Genomic DNA, 16,204 nt, shown 5'->3' with positions numbered 1-16,204 from the left:
CCCTACTCCGCCGCTTCCATCATCTCGCGCTCCACCGGCCGCGGATTGGCCGAATAGAGGTCGATCCGCTCCTCGATGAGCGGACGGAAATGACGGATCAGGCCCTGGACCGGCCAGGCGGCGGCATCGCCGAGCGCGCAGATCGTGTGACCCTCGATCTGGGTCGTGACCTGCAGCAGCATGTCGATCTCGCGCTTGTCGGCCTCGCCGCGCGCCATGCGCGACAGCACGCGCCACATCCAGCCCGTGCCCTCGCGGCACGGCGTGCACTGGCCGCAGCTCTCATGCTTGAAGAAGGACGAGATGCGCGCGATCGCCTTGATGACGTCCGTCGACTTGTCCATGACGAGCACGCCGGCGGTGCCGAAGGAGGACTTCACGGCACGGCAGCCGTCGAAGTCCATGATCAGCTCTTCGCAATCCTTGGCCGGAACGATCGGGCAGGACGCGCCGCCGGGAATGATGGCGAGCAGATTGTCCCAGCCGCCGCGCACGCCGCCGCCATGCTTCTCGATCAGTTCCTTGAACGGGATGCCCATCGCCTCTTCGACGATGCAGGGCGTGTTCACATGGCCGGAAATGCCGAACAGCTTGGTGCCGACATTGTTCGCGCGGCCGATCGAGGAGAACCAGCTCGGGCCGCGGCGCAGGATGGTCGGCGCGACCGCGATCGACTCGACATTGTTGACCGTGGTCGGGCAGCCATAGAGGCCGACATTCGCCGGGAAAGGCGGCTTCAGGCGCGGCTGGCCCTTCTTGCCCTCGAGGCTCTCGAGCAGCGCGGTCTCTTCGCCGCAGATATAGGCGCCGGCGCCATGGGCGACATAGATGTCCATGTCCCAGCCATGGACATTGTTCTTGCCGATGAGCTTCGCCTCATAGGCCTGGTCGATCGCCGCCTGCAGATGCTCGCGCTCGCGGATGAACTCGCCGCGGACATAGATGTAGGCGGCATGCGCGCCCATCGCGAAACCGGCGATCAGGCAGCCCTCGACGAGGTGATGGGGGTCGTGGCGCAGGATCTCGCGATCCTTGCAGGTGCCCGGCTCGGACTCGTCGGCATTGACGACCAGATAGTGCGGCCGGCCGTCATTGTTCTTCGGCATGAACGACCATTTGAGGCCGGTCGAGAAGCCGGCGCCGCCACGGCCGCGCAGGCCCGAGGCCTTCATCTGGTCGATGATCCAGTCGCGCCCGGCCGTCAGGATGGTCTTGGTGCCATCCCACGAGCCGCGCTTGAGCGCGCCCTGAAGGCCCCAATCCTGGGCACCGTAGATATTGGTGAAGATGCGGTCCTTGTCAGCCAGCATGGTCCGCCCTCATTCCTTCTTGCCCGACTGGGCAACCTGTTCCGTGCCCTTGTCCGGCCGGACGGCCGGATCGGACGCGGGCTTCGACTGATCGACCTGGTTCGGAACCTTGTCCTTGTCGGCCTCGGCCTGAACCTTGACCGCCGGGGCAACGGGCTCCTTGGCCGGCGCGGGATCGCCGGCCGGAACCGCCTCGCCCGCCTTGACGGAGGCTGCCTCGGCTTCGGCCTTGGCCTTCTCTTCCGCCGCCTTGGCGACTTCCGCCGCCTCGCGGGCCGCGATCGCCTCGACCGCCGCCTGGAGGCCGGCGCCCTTGCCGATCATCGAGCCATCATAGAGCTCGGGGCTGGTCAGCACGCGCTGTCCGCCGAGCGGCATCGAATTGAAGCGGTCGACCTGCGGGCCCGGCTTCAGCGGACGCCCGGCCTCGATGTCGTCGACGAGCTTGTTGAAGCTCTCGACGGTCAGGTCCTCATAGGTATCTGGCGCGATCTGCAGCATCGGCGCATTGACGCAGGCGCCGAGGCACTCGACCTCTTCCCACGACAGATCGCCATTCTCCGAGACATGGAACGGCTCGGGATGAATGCGCTTCTTGCAGGCCGAAATGATGTCGCCGGCGCCGCGCACCATGCAGGGCGTGGTGCCGCAGACCTGGATATGCGCCTTCTTGCCCACCGGGGCGAGCAGGAACATCGTGTAGAAGGTCGCGACTTCCAGCACGCGGATATAGGGCATGCCGAGGAAATCGGCGACGAAGCGGATCGCCGGCTCGGAGACCCAGCCTTCCTGCTCCTGGACGCGCCAGAGAATCTGGATGACGGCCGAGGCCTGCTTGCCCTCGGGGAACTTCAGAACGGTCTTCTCGGCCCAGGCCAGGTTTTCCGGCGTGAGCGCGAAGGACGCGGGTTGTTCGGCGGCGAGACGACGGACGGACATCAGCGGTCAACCTCTCCGAACACGATGTCGAGCGAGCCGAGGATCGCCGAGACGTCCGCGAGCATGTGGCCGCGGCACAGATGATCCATCGACTGGAGATGAGCGAAACCCGGCGCGCGGATCTTGCAGCGATAGGGCTTGTTGGTGCCGTCCGACACGAGATAGACGCCGAACTCGCCCTTGGGCGCCTCGACCGCGGCGTAAACCTCGCCGGCCGGGACGTGATAGCCCTCGGTATAGAGCTTGAAGTGGTGGATGAGCGCTTCCATCGAACGCTTCATCTCGCCGCGCTTGGGCGGTACCACCTTGCCGTCGGTCGACGAGACCGGGCCGCTCGCTTCCGTCGTCAGGAGGCGCTTCACGACCTGGCGCATGATCTTGATGCTCTCGCGCATCTCGGCCATGCGGACGAGATAGCGGTCGTAGCAATCGCCATGCGTGCCGACCGGGATATCGAAATCGAGCTCGGAATAGCACTCATAGGGCTGCGCGCGGCGCAGGTCCCAGGCGGCGCCGGCCGAGCGCACCATCACGCCCGAATAGCCCCACTTCCAGGCCTCTTCCAGCGAGATGACGCCGATATCGACATTGCGCTGCTTGAAGATGCGGTTGCCCGTGACGAGACGATCGAGATCGTCGAGCTGGCGCAGGCAGCCGTCGCAGAAATCGCCGATATCCTCGACGAGCTTCTGCGGAATGTCCTGGTGCACGCCGCCGGGCCGGACATAGGCCGCATGCATGCGCGAACCCGAGGCGCGCTCATAGAAGATCATGAGCTTCTCGCGTTCCTCGAAGCCCCAGACCGGCGGCGTCAGCGCACCGACGTCCAATGCCCAGGTCGTGACGTTGAGGATATGCGAGAGCAGGCGCCCGATCTCGGAATAGAGCACGCGGATCAGCTGGCCGCGCTTCGGCACTTCGATGCCGAGCAGCCGCTCGACGGCGAGCGCGAAGGCATGCTCCTGGTTCATCGGCGCGACATAGTCGAGCCGGTCGAAATAGGGCACGGCCTGGAGATAGGTCTTCTGCTCGATCAGCTTCTCGGTGCCGCGATGCAGCAGGCCGATATGCGGATCGACGCGCTCGACCACCTCGCCGTCGAGCTCGACGACGAGACGCAGAACGCCATGCGCGGCAGGGTGCTGCGGGCCGAAGTTGATGTTGAATGTGCGGAGCTGCGCTTCAGTCATGTCGGGCCTCAGCTCGGCTTGGTCTCGGCCTTCGCCTTCTCGTCGCCCGGGAGCACATAGTCGGTGCCCTCCCACGGCGAGAGGAAGTCGAAGTCGCGGAATTCCTGATTGAGGCGCACCGGCTCATAGACGACGCGCTTCTGCTCGTCGTCGTAGCGCACCTCGACATAACCCGTCACCGGGAAGTCCTTGCGGAGCGGATGGCCCTCGAAGCCGTAGTCCGTCAGCAGACGGCGCAGGTCCGGATGCCCGACGAAGAGGATGCCGTAGAGGTCATAGGCCTCGCGCTCGAACCAGTTGGCGCCCGGCAGGATCGGCGTGATCGAGGGAACCGGCGTCACGTCGTCGGTCTGGATCGTCAGGCGGATACGGAGGTTCCGCGCCGGCGAAAGCAGGTGATAGACGACGTCGAAGCGCTTCTCGCGCTCCGGATAATCGGCGCCGCAGACATCGACGAGCGAGACGAAGCCGCCCTTCGGATCCTTGGCGAGCCAGGCGACGACATCGGCGATCGCGTCATGGGCGACGCGCACATTGAGTTCGCCATAGGCGACCTCATAACCGAGGATCGCCTCGCCGCGGCTGGCGGCGATGTAGTCGCCGAGCTCTTTCAGGGTTTCGTCCATGCTCGCCTCAGCGCTCGATCGTGCCGGTGCGGCGGATCTTCCTCTGGAGGAGAAGCACGCCGTAGAGGAGCGCCTCCGCCGTCGGCGGGCACCCCGGAACATAGATGTCGACCGGCACGACGCGGTCGCAGCCGCGCACGACCGAATAGGAATAGTGGTAGTAGCCGCCGCCATTGGCGCAGGAGCCCATCGAGATGACGTAACGCGGCTCCGGCATCTGGTCGTAGACCTTGCGGAGCGCGGGCGCCATCTTGTTGGTCAGCGTGCCGGCGACGATCATCACGTCGGACTGGCGGGGCGAGCCGCGCGGCGCGAAGCCGAAGCGCTCGACATCGTAGCGCGGCATGGAGACCTGCATCATCTCGACCGCGCAGCAGGCGAGGCCGAAGGTCATCCACATGAGCGAGCCGGTGCGCGCCCAGGTGATCAGGTCATCGGCGGCCGCGACGAAGAAGCCCTTGTCGGCGAGCTCGCTGTTCACTTCCATGAAGAAGGAATCGTCATGGCCGATCGGACGCCCGGAGGCGTCGACGAGACCGCGCGGCTGCTGGGCGACCAGCGTTCCGGTTCCGGGCGCGTTGGAGGACGAACTCAATCCCATTCGAGCGCTCCCTTCTTCCATTCGTAGATGAAGCCGATGGTCAGCACGCCGAGGAAGGCCATCATCGACCAGAAGCCGAACCAGCCGAGATCGCCGAAAACCACGGCCCAGGGGAACAGGAAGGCGACCTCGAGATCGAAGATGATGAAGAGGATCGCCACCAGATAGAACCGCACGTCGAACTTCATGCGCGCATCGTCGAACGCGTTGAAGCCGCACTCATAGGCGGACAGCTTCTCCGGATCCGGATTGCGATAGGCGAGAAGGAACGGCGAAACGAGGAGCGCGATACCGATCACCAGGGCAATGCCGAGAAAGATCACGATCGGAAGATATTCGCGCAGAAGATCACTCATCGTCCGGCTCCAGGGCTCCATCGGGGGGTTCCGATGGTGCGGCGCAAAAATACCGCCAAGCACTTCACCCGGCTGGCAGATCGGCGCCTCTCACTGGGTGAGGCGGGGCAATCGGTTGCCGGGCATAAACACGAGGCGAGGCTTAGCGGAGCGGCGCGGAGGTGGCAAGCCCCGTGCCATGGCCCCGCTCGATCGGATCGAGAGCGGAATTCCCCGCGCCCTGCCCCGAAAACTGGACGAAATTAGAACTGGAACAATGAAAACATCAATACACGCGGCGAATTGTCCCGAGAGGATTTTGCAGTGCGGCGTATCGCGGGCCGACGCAAAAAAGATGCGGCCCCGCCCGATCCGCAGAAAAACACGCGCCGCGCCATTTCCGCGACAGACGGAGCGCTCCGTTCCAACCCGTCCGTTCGATCCTCAATCCACCCGAGTCGCGGCGGCACGCCAGGGGCCGAGCGTCGCCGCGCGCATGGCAGCAATGCACGGCCAGCCTTGCGGCCGGCACCATGTCCGGCCACCTTCTCTGCCACTGCAGCGAAGGGCGGACGAACACGCACGATGAAGCCACTGGAAACCCCGCGGCGGGGAGAAGGCGGGACGCGGCCCTTCGTGGCGCTCGACCGCGCGCTCGTCCTGCGCTCGGTCCGCTTCACGCTGACCGTGATGAGCCCGATCGTCGTAGCGCATTTCGTCGGCGCGCAGAGCTGGCTCGTCTTCGCGATGGTATCGGCGATCGTGGCCTTTGCGGGCGATGCGGCCGGCGAGCCCCTGCCCCGCCTCGTCTGGATGGCGACGGGACCGGCGGCGCTCGCACTGGGGCTGGCGCTGGGTACGTTGTCGCTCGGCCATCCGCTGCACGTCCTCGCGCTCTCCATGGCGGCGGGCTTCGCCTATGGCCTCGTCGAATCGGGCCACCCTCACCTCCTCCTCGCGGCGCGCTTCTTCGCCTTCGGTATCGTGCTCGCCGGCCTCGTCCTGGCGCCGGGTCCGTTCGACTATCTGGCGATCGCAATCATGCTCGTCTTCGCCTGGCTCGTCTCGCTCGCCTTCGATCTGCCAGGGCGCGGCTGGCCGCCGCTGACCGTCCCCCCGTTTGCCCGCCTCCTTCCCGGCGTCGCGCTGCGCTCGCGCGAGCGCTGGGCGTTCGCGACGACGGTCGCGATCGCCATTGGCTGCGCGCTGGCGACCACGGGCTGGACCAATGCGACGCATCCCTCATGGGCGTGCCTCGCCATCCTGATGGTCATGCGCTCGGAGGTCACCAGCAGCATCAGGCTGGGCATCGAGCGCGTCGTCGGCACCTTTGCCGGCGTGCTCGTCGCGGCGCTCGTCGCGCAGCCCGGCTCCGAGAACCTGATGCTGCTCGTCATGCTCGTCGCCGCCTTCGTGCGCTGGCCGGCCCAGCAGGTGAACAACGCGCTCGGCGTCTTCTGCCTGACCGTCTTCGTGCTGATGCTGATCGAAATCGTCACGCCCGACGGCCGTGAGGCCGCGCAATTGCTGCGCGAGCGCTTCTACGACACGCTGATCGGCGCGGTCGCCGCCGGCTTCGGCCTGCTGATCTTCCCGCTCATACGGCGCATCTTCATGATCGGCGCCCCTCCCGCCAGCCCGGACGGAGCCGCCTGATGGCGCGAGCGCCCGATTTCATCACCTTCACCGGCATCGACGATCGCACCCCGATCGAGGGGCTCGAAGACCTTTCCGCGCGCTATCCGATCGAATGGGGCGTGCTGCTCGATCCAGCGCAGCAGGGCAAGGTGCCCCGCTTCCCCAACCAGCAGACGGTGGCCCGTGTTGCCGCGAGCGGCCTTCGCCTCGCCGCCCATCTCTGCGGGGCGCATACAGAGGCGCTGCGCGATGGTGAGCCGGCGCATATGGCGCTGGCGCTCGCCCGGTTCGCGCGCATCCAGATCAACAGCCACAGCGTCAGCGTCGCCGAGGCCTCCCGCTTCGGCGCCCCGATCGGCAGGCGCTGCATCCTGCCCTGCACCGGCGATCGCTTTCCCGACGCGGACGCCGTGGACTGGCTGCATGACCTTTCGGGCGGCCGCGGCCTGGCGGCGGGCACATGGCCGCCCTACCCCGGCCGGCTTGCCGGCTATGCCGGCGGCATCGGGCCGGACACGGGCGCCTCCGTCGTCGCGGCGATCGGCGCCGATGGGCCCTACTGGATCGACATGGAATCGCGGATCCGCACCGATGACTGGCTCGATCTGGAACTCTGCCGCCGGGTGTGCCGGGCCGTCTATGGCGAGTGACGCCGTGCGGCGGTCAGAAGGGCCTCAGGAGCGCCGATCGCCGTCCAGCGGTCCCGGCTGGCCGAGCAGATAGCCCTGCGCCTCCGTGCATCCGATTCTCCGGATGATGGCGAGTTGCTCTTCGGTCTCGATCCCCTCGGCCGTCGTATCGATGCCGAGGCGCCGGGCAAGCCCGGCGATCGCCTCGACGATCGCGGCGCTGTCCGCATGCTCCGCCATGTCGTGGATGAAGGAGCGGTCGATCTTGATCTTGTCGAGCGGGAAGAGCCTCAGATGGCTGAGGCTTGAGAAGCCCGTCCCGAAATCGTCCAGCACGGTGCGCACGCCGAGCGCCTTCAGCCGCCGCAGCGTATCGCGATTGCGCTGCTCGCCGGTAAAGAGTGCCGTCTCCGTGATCTCGATCTCGACCCGCGCCGGATCGATCCCGGTCTCGCCGAGAATGGCGGCGAGCGTTGCGGCAATGTCCCCGACGGCGAGCTGAACGGGCGACAGATTGACGGCGATCCTGGGCGTACCCGGCAGGGCGCCGACATCGGTACAGGCTCGCCGGAGGACCCAGGCGCCGATATCGACGATCAGGCGGGTCTCCTCCGCCACGGCGATGAAGGCGTCGGGGGGAATCGGACCGCGCGTCGGATGGTTCCAGCGCAAGAGCGCCTCGAAGCCGCAGCGCTCGCCCGATGGCAGCGCGAAGATCGGCTGATAGGCCAGGTGGAACTGGCCCTCCGCCAGGGCGGCGCGCAGATCGGCTTCCATCTGAAGCCGGTCGCGCAGACGCGCCTCCATCTCCGGCGCGAAGACGCAGACCGTCGAGCGACCGCGCGCCTTCGCCTCGTAGAGCGCGAGATCGGCCCGCTGAAGCAGCGTGTCGGGATCCGAAGTGCGCGCGTCACCCAGAGCGACGCCGATGCTCACGCTGGTCCCGATGGTGTGGCCGAGCACCTCATAGGGCTGGCTCAGGGCGCGGATGATGCGCTCGCCGAGCGCCTGCGCGCCGGCCGGCTGGCCGGGCGACAGGCTGATGACGGCGAACTCGTCGCCGCCGAGGCGCGCGATACCGTCGGTCTGGTCGAGGCAGGCGGCGATGCGCTTCGCCACCGTGCGCAGCAGCGCATCGCCGACCTGATGACCGAGCGTGTCGTTCACCTCCTTGAAGCGGTCGAGATCGAGATAGAGCAGCGCGATCGGAGTGCCCCGGTCCTCGGCGAAACGGAGCGCCGCCCCGATCTGCTCCTGCAGAAGGACGCGATTGGGCAGCCGCGTCAGTTCGTCGTGATGGGCCAGGAAGCGGATGCGGCTTTCCTGCTCCGCCAGCGCCTCGTTCTGGCGCTGCGCTTCCTGCATCGCCTCGTTTGCGCGATGATTCGCTTCGGCGAGTTCAGCCAGGGCCTGCTTCAGCGGCGTCACGTCCGTCCGGATGGAGACGATGCCGCCGCGATCCATCGGCCGGTCATGCATCAGCAGCCAGCGTCCGTCGGGGAGGAGGATTTCCACCGGACCGACCGAGTTGCGATGCGCGCGCAGCGTCCGCTCGATAAAGGCCTCGGGGTTCGCCGTCGCCTGAGGATATTGTCCGAGTTGGACGCCCCTGCGCAGCATCTCCTCATAGGGCAGACCGCTCCTCAGAAGCGGAGCTATGAGGGGGAACAGCTCGCGATAGCGCTGGTTGCACATCACGAAACGGTCCTGTTCGTCCCACATGACGAAGCCGTCCGACATGGCGTCGATGGCGCTCGCCACGACGGCCGCGGAACGCGCACGCTCGGCATCCGCGCGCTCGCGCTGCCGAAGAGCGAAGAGGAGCGCCGCGCCGGAGGCGATGACCAGCACAGAGCGGATCAGAACCGCCAGGACCGTGCGGTCCCGTTCGCGCTCCCAATTGGCCAGCACAGGCCGGAGGTCCTGGGTCAGGACCACCCGCACATCCGAATAGAGCGACGTGCGCAGGACGGCGATCTCGCCGAAACCATCCGCCGTGTCTTCGAAAATCGCCTTTCCTTCGGGGACATTGCCTTTCGGGGCGCCGGGATCGAGCCGTCCCGTCCCCAGTTCGTCATGCGGAAAGGCCGCGATCAGCAAGCCGTTCGGACGTTCGAGCCGCAGCGTCGAGCCCGGCGGCATCTGCGTTTCCGCGAGGACATCGACCAGCGCGAGCAACGGAATCTCGGCGAGCGCGATCACGCCCCGCCAGGCCGGGACCGTCCGCGCGACATAAAGCGTCCATTGCCCCGTCTGCGCATTCCTGACGGGACCGATCAGGGCGATCGGCTCGCGCGCCAGTTCCGAGAAATCGAGCGCCACGGCGTGCCGGCCGGCCGTCTGCCGCGCCGCCGCCACGACCGTCCCGTCCGGCTGGACGAGGAGCAGGTCGCGATAGGCGAGCGTCTGGAAATTCAGCCCCCGCAGGAGTTGGCTGGCCGCGAAGGGTGTTTGCGGCGAGGCCCCGGCCGCTGCGAAGAGCGCCGGCAGGCTCGCCAGGGCCCCATGGACCTGCAGAAGCTGCCGGTTCAGCGCGTTCTCGACGGCTTGCGCAGCACGTTCGAGCGTCGCCTCGGCTCCGGTGACGAAGCTCTGCCGGCGGCCTTCCAGCAGGATGACGGGCCCCGCGACGCTGGCCACCAGGATGAGAACCGTCGCGGCGATGACGATCGCTCTCAGATGACGCCAGCGCATCGATCACTGTCCGCTCGGCCGAAGGTCACTTGCCTTGCCCTCGATACCGTGGACGCCAGCCAGATAGCGGTCCCAATCCGTCCTGCACACCTCCCCGCACCGATCGATCCACCGCGGAAGCACGACTTCGGTCAGGAGTTGGCGCCTTCGCTCCGCATCGGCCTTCGATGTCGCCACCACCGTCATCGGCCGCACCGAGCCGGTGCCGCAATCCAGCTTGCCCGCATCGCAGGCGAGGCCGCGCACCGTATCGGCCTCGGCCTGCGACCAGATGCGGCCCTCCAGCTCCGTCACGGCAGAGCTGATGGTTTCCTGCTCCGCGGGATCCAGCGCCGCCCAGGCGCTAGCGTTGGCCCCGAAGAACGACAGGCCCCAACTCAGCGCCATGGCGTGGACATGGGTCACATAGTTGTTGAGCCCGATCTCGTAGCCGCTCAGCGTGCCGGTCACGGCGCAATCGACGACGCCGTCGCGGAGCGCCGAGACGATCTGGCTGAAGGGCAGGATGACCGGGACCCCGCCCAGCGCCGACACCAGCTCGGACTGGCCGACCGATGATGTCCGGACCCGGCGCCCTGCCAGATCGTCGAGGCCGGAAAAGGCCGATGCGCAGAAGACGACCTGCGCCGGGTAGGTGTAGATGCCGAGCAGCTCGATATCGTAGCGATCGCGCAGGATCTCACGGAGCCTTCCGCGATAGGCCGCCACCGTGCGCCGCAGCGTGGCTATGTCGGGGTTGAGCACCGGAAGGTCGACGGCATTGAGCTCGGGCTCTTCGCCCGCCACCACGGCGAGCAGCGCCGTACCGAACCGCACGACTCCGAGGCGCATCAGCTGCAGCATCTCCTCGCCGCGAAGGCCGCCCCCGTCGAGGGGGCGAATGTTGGCCACGATGTGCCCTGCAGATCGGCGCGTGATTTCCGATTGCCAGAATGGCTGCTCGAGCTTGGTATATTGCGTGACGCCGCCGAGCCCGCCAACGATCTCGAGGTGAAGCGGGGCGCTGACCTGTTGGTCCGTCGCTCCGGCCGGACGTGCCGGGATCGCCAGGATGAAGACGATCAGGGCCGCGATCGTGAGAGCGAAGCCTTGCGACAGGATGCCGATTGCGGGTTTCACGCCCCGCGTTCGCTCTCGGCTCTCGGCCACATCACCACCTTGTCCCCCCGGAACCCCCGCGCCACTCTACAATCCGTCCAACGGCAAGTCATCCTGTCCCATTCTGACCGCAAGCTGCGGCTGGGATGACGCCGATCGCCTGGCGGCGCGACGCTGTGGACGTCTGCGCACCGCCGCATGCGCCGAATGGAATGCACGCAAGCGACGCAACCAAGATGGCTCAGTGGCCGCGTGATCAATCCGGGGAACTGGGAGATAAATGGCGGGAGTGACGGGGCTCGAACCCGCGACCTCCGGCGTGACAGGCCGGCGCTCTAACCAACTGAGCTACACCCCCGCTGGGGTCCTCTTTCGAGGCCGACGTGGCGTCGCCGCGTCGTGTGGGCGGTGAAGTACGGCACGCGTTCGGCCAAGTCAAGCAGCACCGACGCGTCTTGTGGATAAGAACGCGGCGGCTCGCCCGAACCACGCCGGAAACGCCCTGCCCGCCCGCTGCGAGACGACAGCGGCGCGCACAAAGCTCAGCCAGCGCAGAAGAAGCGGGGACGAACGCGGATGGCGATGGTCGCGGATCGGAAGACGATTCGCTGCGGCACGTCGGCTCGCAGCATGCGCACCGAGGGCATGCCCGGCGCGGATCTGGTGGGCGGTGAGAGACTCGAACTCCCGACATCCTCGGTGTAAACGAGGCGCTCTACCAACTGAGCTAACCGCCCGGCCCGGATCGACGGCGAAGCAATAGGCGATCTTGCGGTCGCCTTTCAACCCTCGCCGGAAGAGAACGCACAAACGGCCCCGCGCCGGGGGGCGCGGGGCCGTTTGCCAACTCACACGCGTCTTAGTTGACGGCGTCCTTCAGGCCCTTGCCGGCCTTGAACTTCGGCGTCTTCGAAGCGGCGATGGCGATCGTCTCGCCGGTGCGGGGATTGCGGCCTTCGCTGGCGGCGCGGGTCGCCACCGAGAAATTGCCGAAACCGATGATCTTGACCTCGTCGCCGGACTTCAGGGCTTCGGTGATCGCCTCGAACGTGGCATCGACGGCTTCCGCAGCGGCGGCCTTTGAACTCTTGGTACGCTCGGCAACGGCGGCGATGAGATCGTTCTTGTTCATGATGATCCTTTCCCTGGTCACGTGGCCGGGATGCCTAGCGAATGGCCCCGGCCGTGGCGCGACCAATCCCCGAAAATATCGGCGCTGGCAAGCGAAAATGGCTGAATTCCGCGCTTTTGACCGAGAATTCAGTGAATCCGCATACGAAAGCGCCCGCCGGAGAGGCGGGCGCTCGTATTTTTGCGGTTGTCAAGAGGCTCAGTGAGCCGTCAGGGCCGCACCATCGTCCTCGGCGGGGAGCGCCGCCTTGGTCTCGATCTTGGCCTCGTCCCAGACGATCGGCTCGGGCTTGCGGACCAGCGCATGGGCGAGAACATCGTCCATCCGGGCCACCGGGATGATCTCCAGACCGTTCTTCACATTGTCCGGAATCTCAGCCAGGTCCTTCGCATTGTCCTCCGGGATCATCACCTTCTTGATGCCGGCCCGAAGTGCCGCGAGCAGCTTCTCCTTGAGACCGCCGATCGGCAGGACGCGACCACGCAGCGTGATCTCGCCCGTCATCGCCACATCCTTGCGGACGGGAATGCCGGTCATGGTCGAGACGATCGCCGTCACCATGGCGATACCCGCCGACGGCCCATCCTTGGGCGTCGCGCCTTCCGGCACGTGCACGTGGATGTCACGCCGGTCGAACAGCGGCGGCTCGATGCCGAAATCGACGGCCCGCGAGCGGACATAGGATGCGGCCGCCGAGATCGATTCCTTCATCACGTCGCGCAGATTGCCGGTGACGGTCATGCGGCCCTTGCCGGGCATCATGACGCCTTCGATCGTCAGGATCTCGCCGCCGACTTCCGTCCAGGCGAGGCCCGTCACGACGCCGACCTGATCCTCGAGCTCGGCCTCGCCATAGCGATAGCGCGGCACGCCGAGATATTCCTCGACGACGGGCTCGTCGACCTTGATCGACTTCTTCTGCGTCAGGATCAGGTCCTTGACCGCCTTCCGCGCCAAAGTCGCCAGCTCGCGCTCGAGACTGCGGACGCCCGCCTCCCGCGTGTAACGGCGGACGACGAAACGCAGCGCCTCGTCGCTGACCGCGAACTCCTTGTCGGAGAGGCCATGGTTCTTCATGACCTTCGGCAGGAGGTGCTTGTGCGCGATCTCCAGCTTCTCTTCCTCGGTGTAGCCGGCGATACGGATGATCTCCATGCGGTCCATCAGCGGACCGGGGATGTTCAGCGTGTTCGCCGTCGTCACGAACATCACGTTCGACAGGTCGTAATCGACCTCGAGGTAATGATCGTTGAACGAGGAGTTCTGCTCCGGATCCAGCACCTCCAAGAGCGCGGACGAGGGATCACCGCGGAAGTCCTGGCCCATCTTGTCGATCTCGTCGAGCAGGAAGAGCGGGTTGGACTTCTTCGCCTTCTTCATCGACTGGATGACCTTGCCGGGCATCGAGCCGATATAGGTGCGACGGTGACCACGGATCTCGGCCTCGTCACGCACGCCGCCGAGCGACATGCGCACATATTCGCGGCCGGTCGCCTTGGCGATCGAACGGGCGAGCGAGGTCTTGCCGACGCCGGGCGGGCCGACGAGGCACAGGATCGGCCCCTTCAGCGTGTTCGACCGGCTCTGGACCGCGAGGTATTCGACGATGCGGTCCTTGACCTTGTCGAGGCCATAGTGATCCGCGTCGAGAACCTCCTGCGCATAGCGCAGGTCGTTCTTGACCTTCGACTTCTTGCCCCACGGAATGCCGAGCAGCCAGTCGAGATAGTTCCGCACGACGGTCGCTTCGGCCGACATGGGCGACATCTGGCGCAGCTTCTTCAGCTCGCCCTGAGCCTTCTCGCGCGCTTCCTTGGAGAGCTTGGTCTTGGAGATCCGCTGTTCGAGCTCGGCGAGCTCGTCCTTGCCGTCCTCCTGATCGCCCAGCTCCTTCTGGATCGCCTTCATCTGCTCGTTCAGATAGTACTCGCGCTGGGTCTTCTCCATCTGGCGCTTGACGCGCGAGCGGATGCGCTTCTCGACCTGAAGGACAGAAATCTCGCTTTCCATCAGCCCGAGCACGCGCTCCAGCCGCTCGCCAACGGTGCGGAGCGCCAGGATCTGCTGCTTCTCGGGGATCTTGATCGCGAGATGCGAGGCGACGGTGTCCGCGAGCTTCGAGTAATCCTCGATCTGCGTGACCGCGCCGACGACCTCGGGCGAGACCTTCTTGTTCAGCTTCACATAGTTCTCGAACTCGGACACGACCGAGCGCGCGAGCGCCTCGACCTCGACCTGGTCCCCATCGAGATCGGGGATCGGGTGGGCATAGGCCTCGTAATAGCTGTCATGATCCGTGTAGCGCTGGATCTCGGCGCGCGAGATGCCCTCCACCAGGACCTTCACGGTGCCATCCGGCAGCTTCAGGAGCTGCAGCACGGTCGCGAGGGTACCGATCGGATAGATCGTCTCGGGCTGGGGATCGTCGTCACTCGGATTCTGCTGCGTCGCGAGCAGGATGTGCTTGTCGGCGCGCATGACTTCCTCGAGGGCGCGGATCGACTTCTCGCGACCGACGAAGAGCGGAACGATCATGTGGGGGAACACCACGATGTCGCGTAAAGGCAGGACCGGATAGAGCTCGTCGCCTGTCGACAGGCCGATCGAACGCTTGGAATCGGTTGTCATTCTTGTTCCTTTCACAACCGGCACGGCCCCGAAGGCACCGTGCGGTCTTTCTGCCGGAGCCATGGCCCTTGGGAAAAGCCGGAGCTCGACTCGTCGCTTCGTGCGTCTTGCGACGCGTTGCTCATTAGGTGGCGTCGCTGCCGAAGGGTGTCAAGCCGGGCCCGTTGACCGATCGGTAACTCAGCCGCCTTGTCGTTCCGTGTGGCTTGATCATTGTCAGCCTCCTGAATTCGAAACACCCTAACCTGTCGCCTCGACCCGATCCTGCATTCAGGGAGATCTGACCCATGAACCGTCTCCGCGCCTCGCTCACCGCAGCCGTGGCCGCCATCGCCCTCACCACAGCAAGCCTCGTGCCGGCCGATGCCTGCACGCGCGCCGTCTATCTGGGTTCGGACGACGTCGTGATCACCGGCCGCACCATGGACTGGGCCGAGGACATGCACACCAATCTGTGGGTGTTTCCAAAAGGGATCGAACGCGACGGCGCCGCCGGGGCGAACACCCCCAAATGGACCTCGAAATATGGCAGCCTGATCGCGTCCGGCTATGATGTCGGGACGGCCGACGGCATGAACGAGGCCGGTCTCGTCGCCAATCTCCTCTATCTCGCCGAGTCCGATTACGGCACGACCGAGGGCAAGCCTGCTCTCTCGATGAGCCTGTGGGCGCAATATGTGCTCGACAATTTCGCGACCGTTTCGGATGCCGTCGCGGCTCTTGAAGAGGAGCCCTTCCGCGTCGTGACGGCCGAACTGCCGAACGGCAGGGCCGCGCAGCTTCACCTCGCGATCTCGGACGCGACCGGCGACAGCGCGATCTTCGAGTATCTGGAGGGCAAGCTCGTCATCCACCATGGCCGGCAATACCAGGTGATGACCAATTCGCCGAGCTATGATCAGCAGCTCGCGCTCAACGCCTATTGGCAGTCGATCGGCGGGCTGACCTTCCTGCCGGGCACCAACCGCGCCGCCGACCGCTTCGCCCGCGCCTCGTTCCTGATCAATGCGATCCCGACACAGGCCGACCCCAACTACATCGGCGCCGTTCCAGGCGGCAGCTTCGCCAACCAGGCGGCCGCCAGCGTGCTGAGCGTGATGCGCGCCGTGAGCGTGCCACTCGGCATCACGACGCCAGGACAGCCCAACATCTCCTCGACGCTGTGGCGGACCATCTCCGACCAGAAGGAGAAGGTCTATTTCTTCGATTCCTCGACCAGCCCGAATGCCTTCTGGGTGCCGCTCGCCGATCTCGACCTCAAGGAAGGGGCGCCGGTGAAGAAGCTGACGCTGGCCGGAGGCAAGGTCTATTCCGGCAATGCGGCGGACAAGTTCGAGGAGGCGAAGCCCTTCGCCTTCATGCCCGTCGACGTGAAATAGGCCCC

Annotated in this window: 13 protein-coding genes and 2 tRNA genes; 3 read left to right on the top strand and 12 right to left on the bottom strand. The window is 66.0% G+C overall.

Going from position 1 to position 16,204, the window contains the following annotated elements:
- Positions 1 to 2: 2 nt before the first annotated feature.
- Genes nuoF through GGR25_RS09270 form a run of 6 tightly spaced genes read right to left on the bottom strand, consistent with a single transcriptional unit; the run spans position 3 to position 5,022 of the window.
- Positions 3 to 1,310, bottom strand: a complete 1,308-nt coding sequence (nuoF, locus tag GGR25_RS09295) for an NADH-quinone oxidoreductase subunit NuoF (protein WP_183398449.1) — start codon at positions 1,308 to 1,310, stop codon at positions 3 to 5.
- A 9-nt stretch (positions 1,311 to 1,319) separates the two neighbouring features.
- Complete coding sequence (gene nuoE, locus GGR25_RS09290) at positions 1,320 to 2,249, bottom strand: NADH-quinone oxidoreductase subunit NuoE (RefSeq protein ID WP_183398448.1); 930 nt, start codon at positions 2,247 to 2,249, stop codon at positions 1,320 to 1,322.
- The gene (locus GGR25_RS09285) at positions 2,249 to 3,439 is read right to left on the bottom strand and encodes an NADH-quinone oxidoreductase subunit D (RefSeq protein ID WP_183398447.1); all 1,191 of its coding nucleotides are present in this window, start codon (positions 3,437 to 3,439) and stop codon (positions 2,249 to 2,251) included. Before GGR25_RS09285 ends, nuoE begins: the two co-directional genes overlap by 1 nt.
- 8 nt (positions 3,440 to 3,447) lie before the next feature.
- Positions 3,448 to 4,065: an NADH-quinone oxidoreductase subunit C gene (locus tag GGR25_RS09280; protein ID WP_183398446.1), complete on the bottom strand. Its 618-nt coding sequence runs from the start codon at positions 4,063 to 4,065 to the stop codon at positions 3,448 to 3,450.
- Between the two features lie 7 nt (positions 4,066 to 4,072).
- Entirely contained in the window at positions 4,073 to 4,666 is a 594-nt protein-coding gene (locus tag GGR25_RS09275; protein ID WP_183398445.1) for a NuoB/complex I 20 kDa subunit family protein, read from the bottom strand.
- Entirely contained in the window at positions 4,657 to 5,022 is a 366-nt protein-coding gene (locus GGR25_RS09270; RefSeq protein ID WP_183398444.1) for an NADH-quinone oxidoreductase subunit A, read from the bottom strand. The genes GGR25_RS09275 and GGR25_RS09270 overlap by 10 nt, the downstream gene beginning before the upstream one ends.
- Positions 5,023 to 5,586: 564 nt before the next feature.
- On the opposite strand from GGR25_RS09270, the gene GGR25_RS09265 reads away from it, so the two are divergent.
- Both GGR25_RS09265 and GGR25_RS09260 read left to right on the top strand, forming a co-directional pair.
- A complete protein-coding gene (locus GGR25_RS09265; protein ID WP_183398443.1) occupies positions 5,587 to 6,657 on the top strand; it encodes an FUSC family protein in 1,071 nt (356 codons plus the stop codon).
- On the top strand, positions 6,657 to 7,289 hold the full coding sequence (locus GGR25_RS09260) for a phosphoribosylanthranilate isomerase (protein ID WP_183398442.1): 633 nt from the start codon (positions 6,657 to 6,659) through the stop codon (positions 7,287 to 7,289). The genes GGR25_RS09265 and GGR25_RS09260 overlap by 1 nt, the downstream gene beginning before the upstream one ends.
- A gap of 24 nt (positions 7,290 to 7,313) precedes the next feature.
- Here the strand turns inward: GGR25_RS09260 and GGR25_RS09255 are convergent, their stop codons facing one another.
- The 6 genes from GGR25_RS09255 to lon form a co-directional block, all read right to left on the bottom strand.
- Positions 7,314 to 9,962, bottom strand: a complete 2,649-nt coding sequence (locus tag GGR25_RS09255) for a bifunctional diguanylate cyclase/phosphodiesterase (RefSeq protein WP_183398441.1) — start codon at positions 9,960 to 9,962, stop codon at positions 7,314 to 7,316.
- 3 nt (positions 9,963 to 9,965) lie between these two features.
- On the bottom strand, positions 9,966 to 11,081 hold the full coding sequence (locus GGR25_RS09250) for a TRAP transporter substrate-binding protein (protein ID WP_343068003.1): 1,116 nt from the start codon (positions 11,079 to 11,081) through the stop codon (positions 9,966 to 9,968).
- Positions 11,082 to 11,341: 260 nt separating this feature from the next.
- Positions 11,342 to 11,418, bottom strand: a tRNA-Asp gene (locus GGR25_RS09245).
- A gap of 303 nt (positions 11,419 to 11,721) precedes the next feature.
- A tRNA-Val gene (locus GGR25_RS09240) sits at positions 11,722 to 11,797 on the bottom strand.
- Between the two features lie 122 nt (positions 11,798 to 11,919).
- Positions 11,920 to 12,192 carry an HU family DNA-binding protein gene (locus tag GGR25_RS09235; RefSeq protein WP_183398440.1) on the bottom strand — a complete coding sequence of 91 codons (273 nt, stop codon included), beginning with the start codon at positions 12,190 to 12,192 and terminating at the stop codon, positions 11,920 to 11,922.
- Positions 12,193 to 12,390: 198 nt separating this feature from the next.
- The gene (gene lon / locus GGR25_RS09230) at positions 12,391 to 14,820 is read right to left on the bottom strand and encodes an endopeptidase La (RefSeq protein ID WP_183398439.1); all 2,430 of its coding nucleotides are present in this window, start codon (positions 14,818 to 14,820) and stop codon (positions 12,391 to 12,393) included.
- A 287-nt stretch (positions 14,821 to 15,107) separates the two neighbouring features.
- On the opposite strand from lon, the gene GGR25_RS09225 reads away from it, so the two are divergent.
- Complete coding sequence (locus tag GGR25_RS09225) at positions 15,108 to 16,199, top strand: linear amide C-N hydrolase (protein WP_183398438.1); 1,092 nt, start codon at positions 15,108 to 15,110, stop codon at positions 16,197 to 16,199.
- Positions 16,200 to 16,204: the final 5 nt, after the last annotated feature.

Source organism: Kaistia hirudinis, assembly GCF_014196455.1.
In the GTDB taxonomy this organism is placed as follows: domain Bacteria; phylum Pseudomonadota; class Alphaproteobacteria; order Rhizobiales; family Kaistiaceae; genus Kaistia; species Kaistia hirudinis.
Note: the sequence above shows the minus strand (reverse complement) of the source record. Positions and strands in the feature narration are given on the sequence as shown.

Excerpts from the sequence above, each read along its gene's own strand:
- nuoF (WP_183398449.1), bottom strand. The coding sequence starts at position 1,310 with ATGCTGGCTGACAAGGACCGCATCTTCACCAATATCTACGGTGCCCAG.
- nuoE (WP_183398448.1), bottom strand. The coding sequence starts at position 2,249 with ATGTCCGTCCGTCGTCTCGCCGCCGAACAACCCGCGTCCTTCGCGCTC.
- GGR25_RS09285 (WP_183398447.1), bottom strand. The coding sequence starts at position 3,439 with ATGACTGAAGCGCAGCTCCGCACATTCAACATCAACTTCGGCCCGCAG.
- GGR25_RS09280 (WP_183398446.1), bottom strand. The coding sequence starts at position 4,065 with ATGGACGAAACCCTGAAAGAGCTCGGCGACTACATCGCCGCCAGCCGC.
- GGR25_RS09275 (WP_183398445.1), bottom strand. The coding sequence starts at position 4,666 with ATGGGATTGAGTTCGTCCTCCAACGCGCCCGGAACCGGAACGCTGGTC.
- GGR25_RS09270 (WP_183398444.1), bottom strand. The coding sequence starts at position 5,022 with ATGAGTGATCTTCTGCGCGAATATCTTCCGATCGTGATCTTTCTCGGC.
- GGR25_RS09265 (WP_183398443.1), top strand. The coding sequence starts at position 5,587 with ATGAAGCCACTGGAAACCCCGCGGCGGGGAGAAGGCGGGACGCGGCCC.
- GGR25_RS09260 (WP_183398442.1), top strand. The coding sequence starts at position 6,657 with ATGGCGCGAGCGCCCGATTTCATCACCTTCACCGGCATCGACGATCGC.
- GGR25_RS09255 (WP_183398441.1), bottom strand. The coding sequence starts at position 9,962 with ATGCGCTGGCGTCATCTGAGAGCGATCGTCATCGCCGCGACGGTTCTC.
- GGR25_RS09235 (WP_183398440.1), bottom strand. The coding sequence starts at position 12,192 with ATGAACAAGAACGATCTCATCGCCGCCGTTGCCGAGCGTACCAAGAGT.
- lon (WP_183398439.1), bottom strand. The coding sequence starts at position 14,820 with ATGACAACCGATTCCAAGCGTTCGATCGGCCTGTCGACAGGCGACGAG.
- GGR25_RS09225 (WP_183398438.1), top strand. The coding sequence starts at position 15,108 with ATGAACCGTCTCCGCGCCTCGCTCACCGCAGCCGTGGCCGCCATCGCC.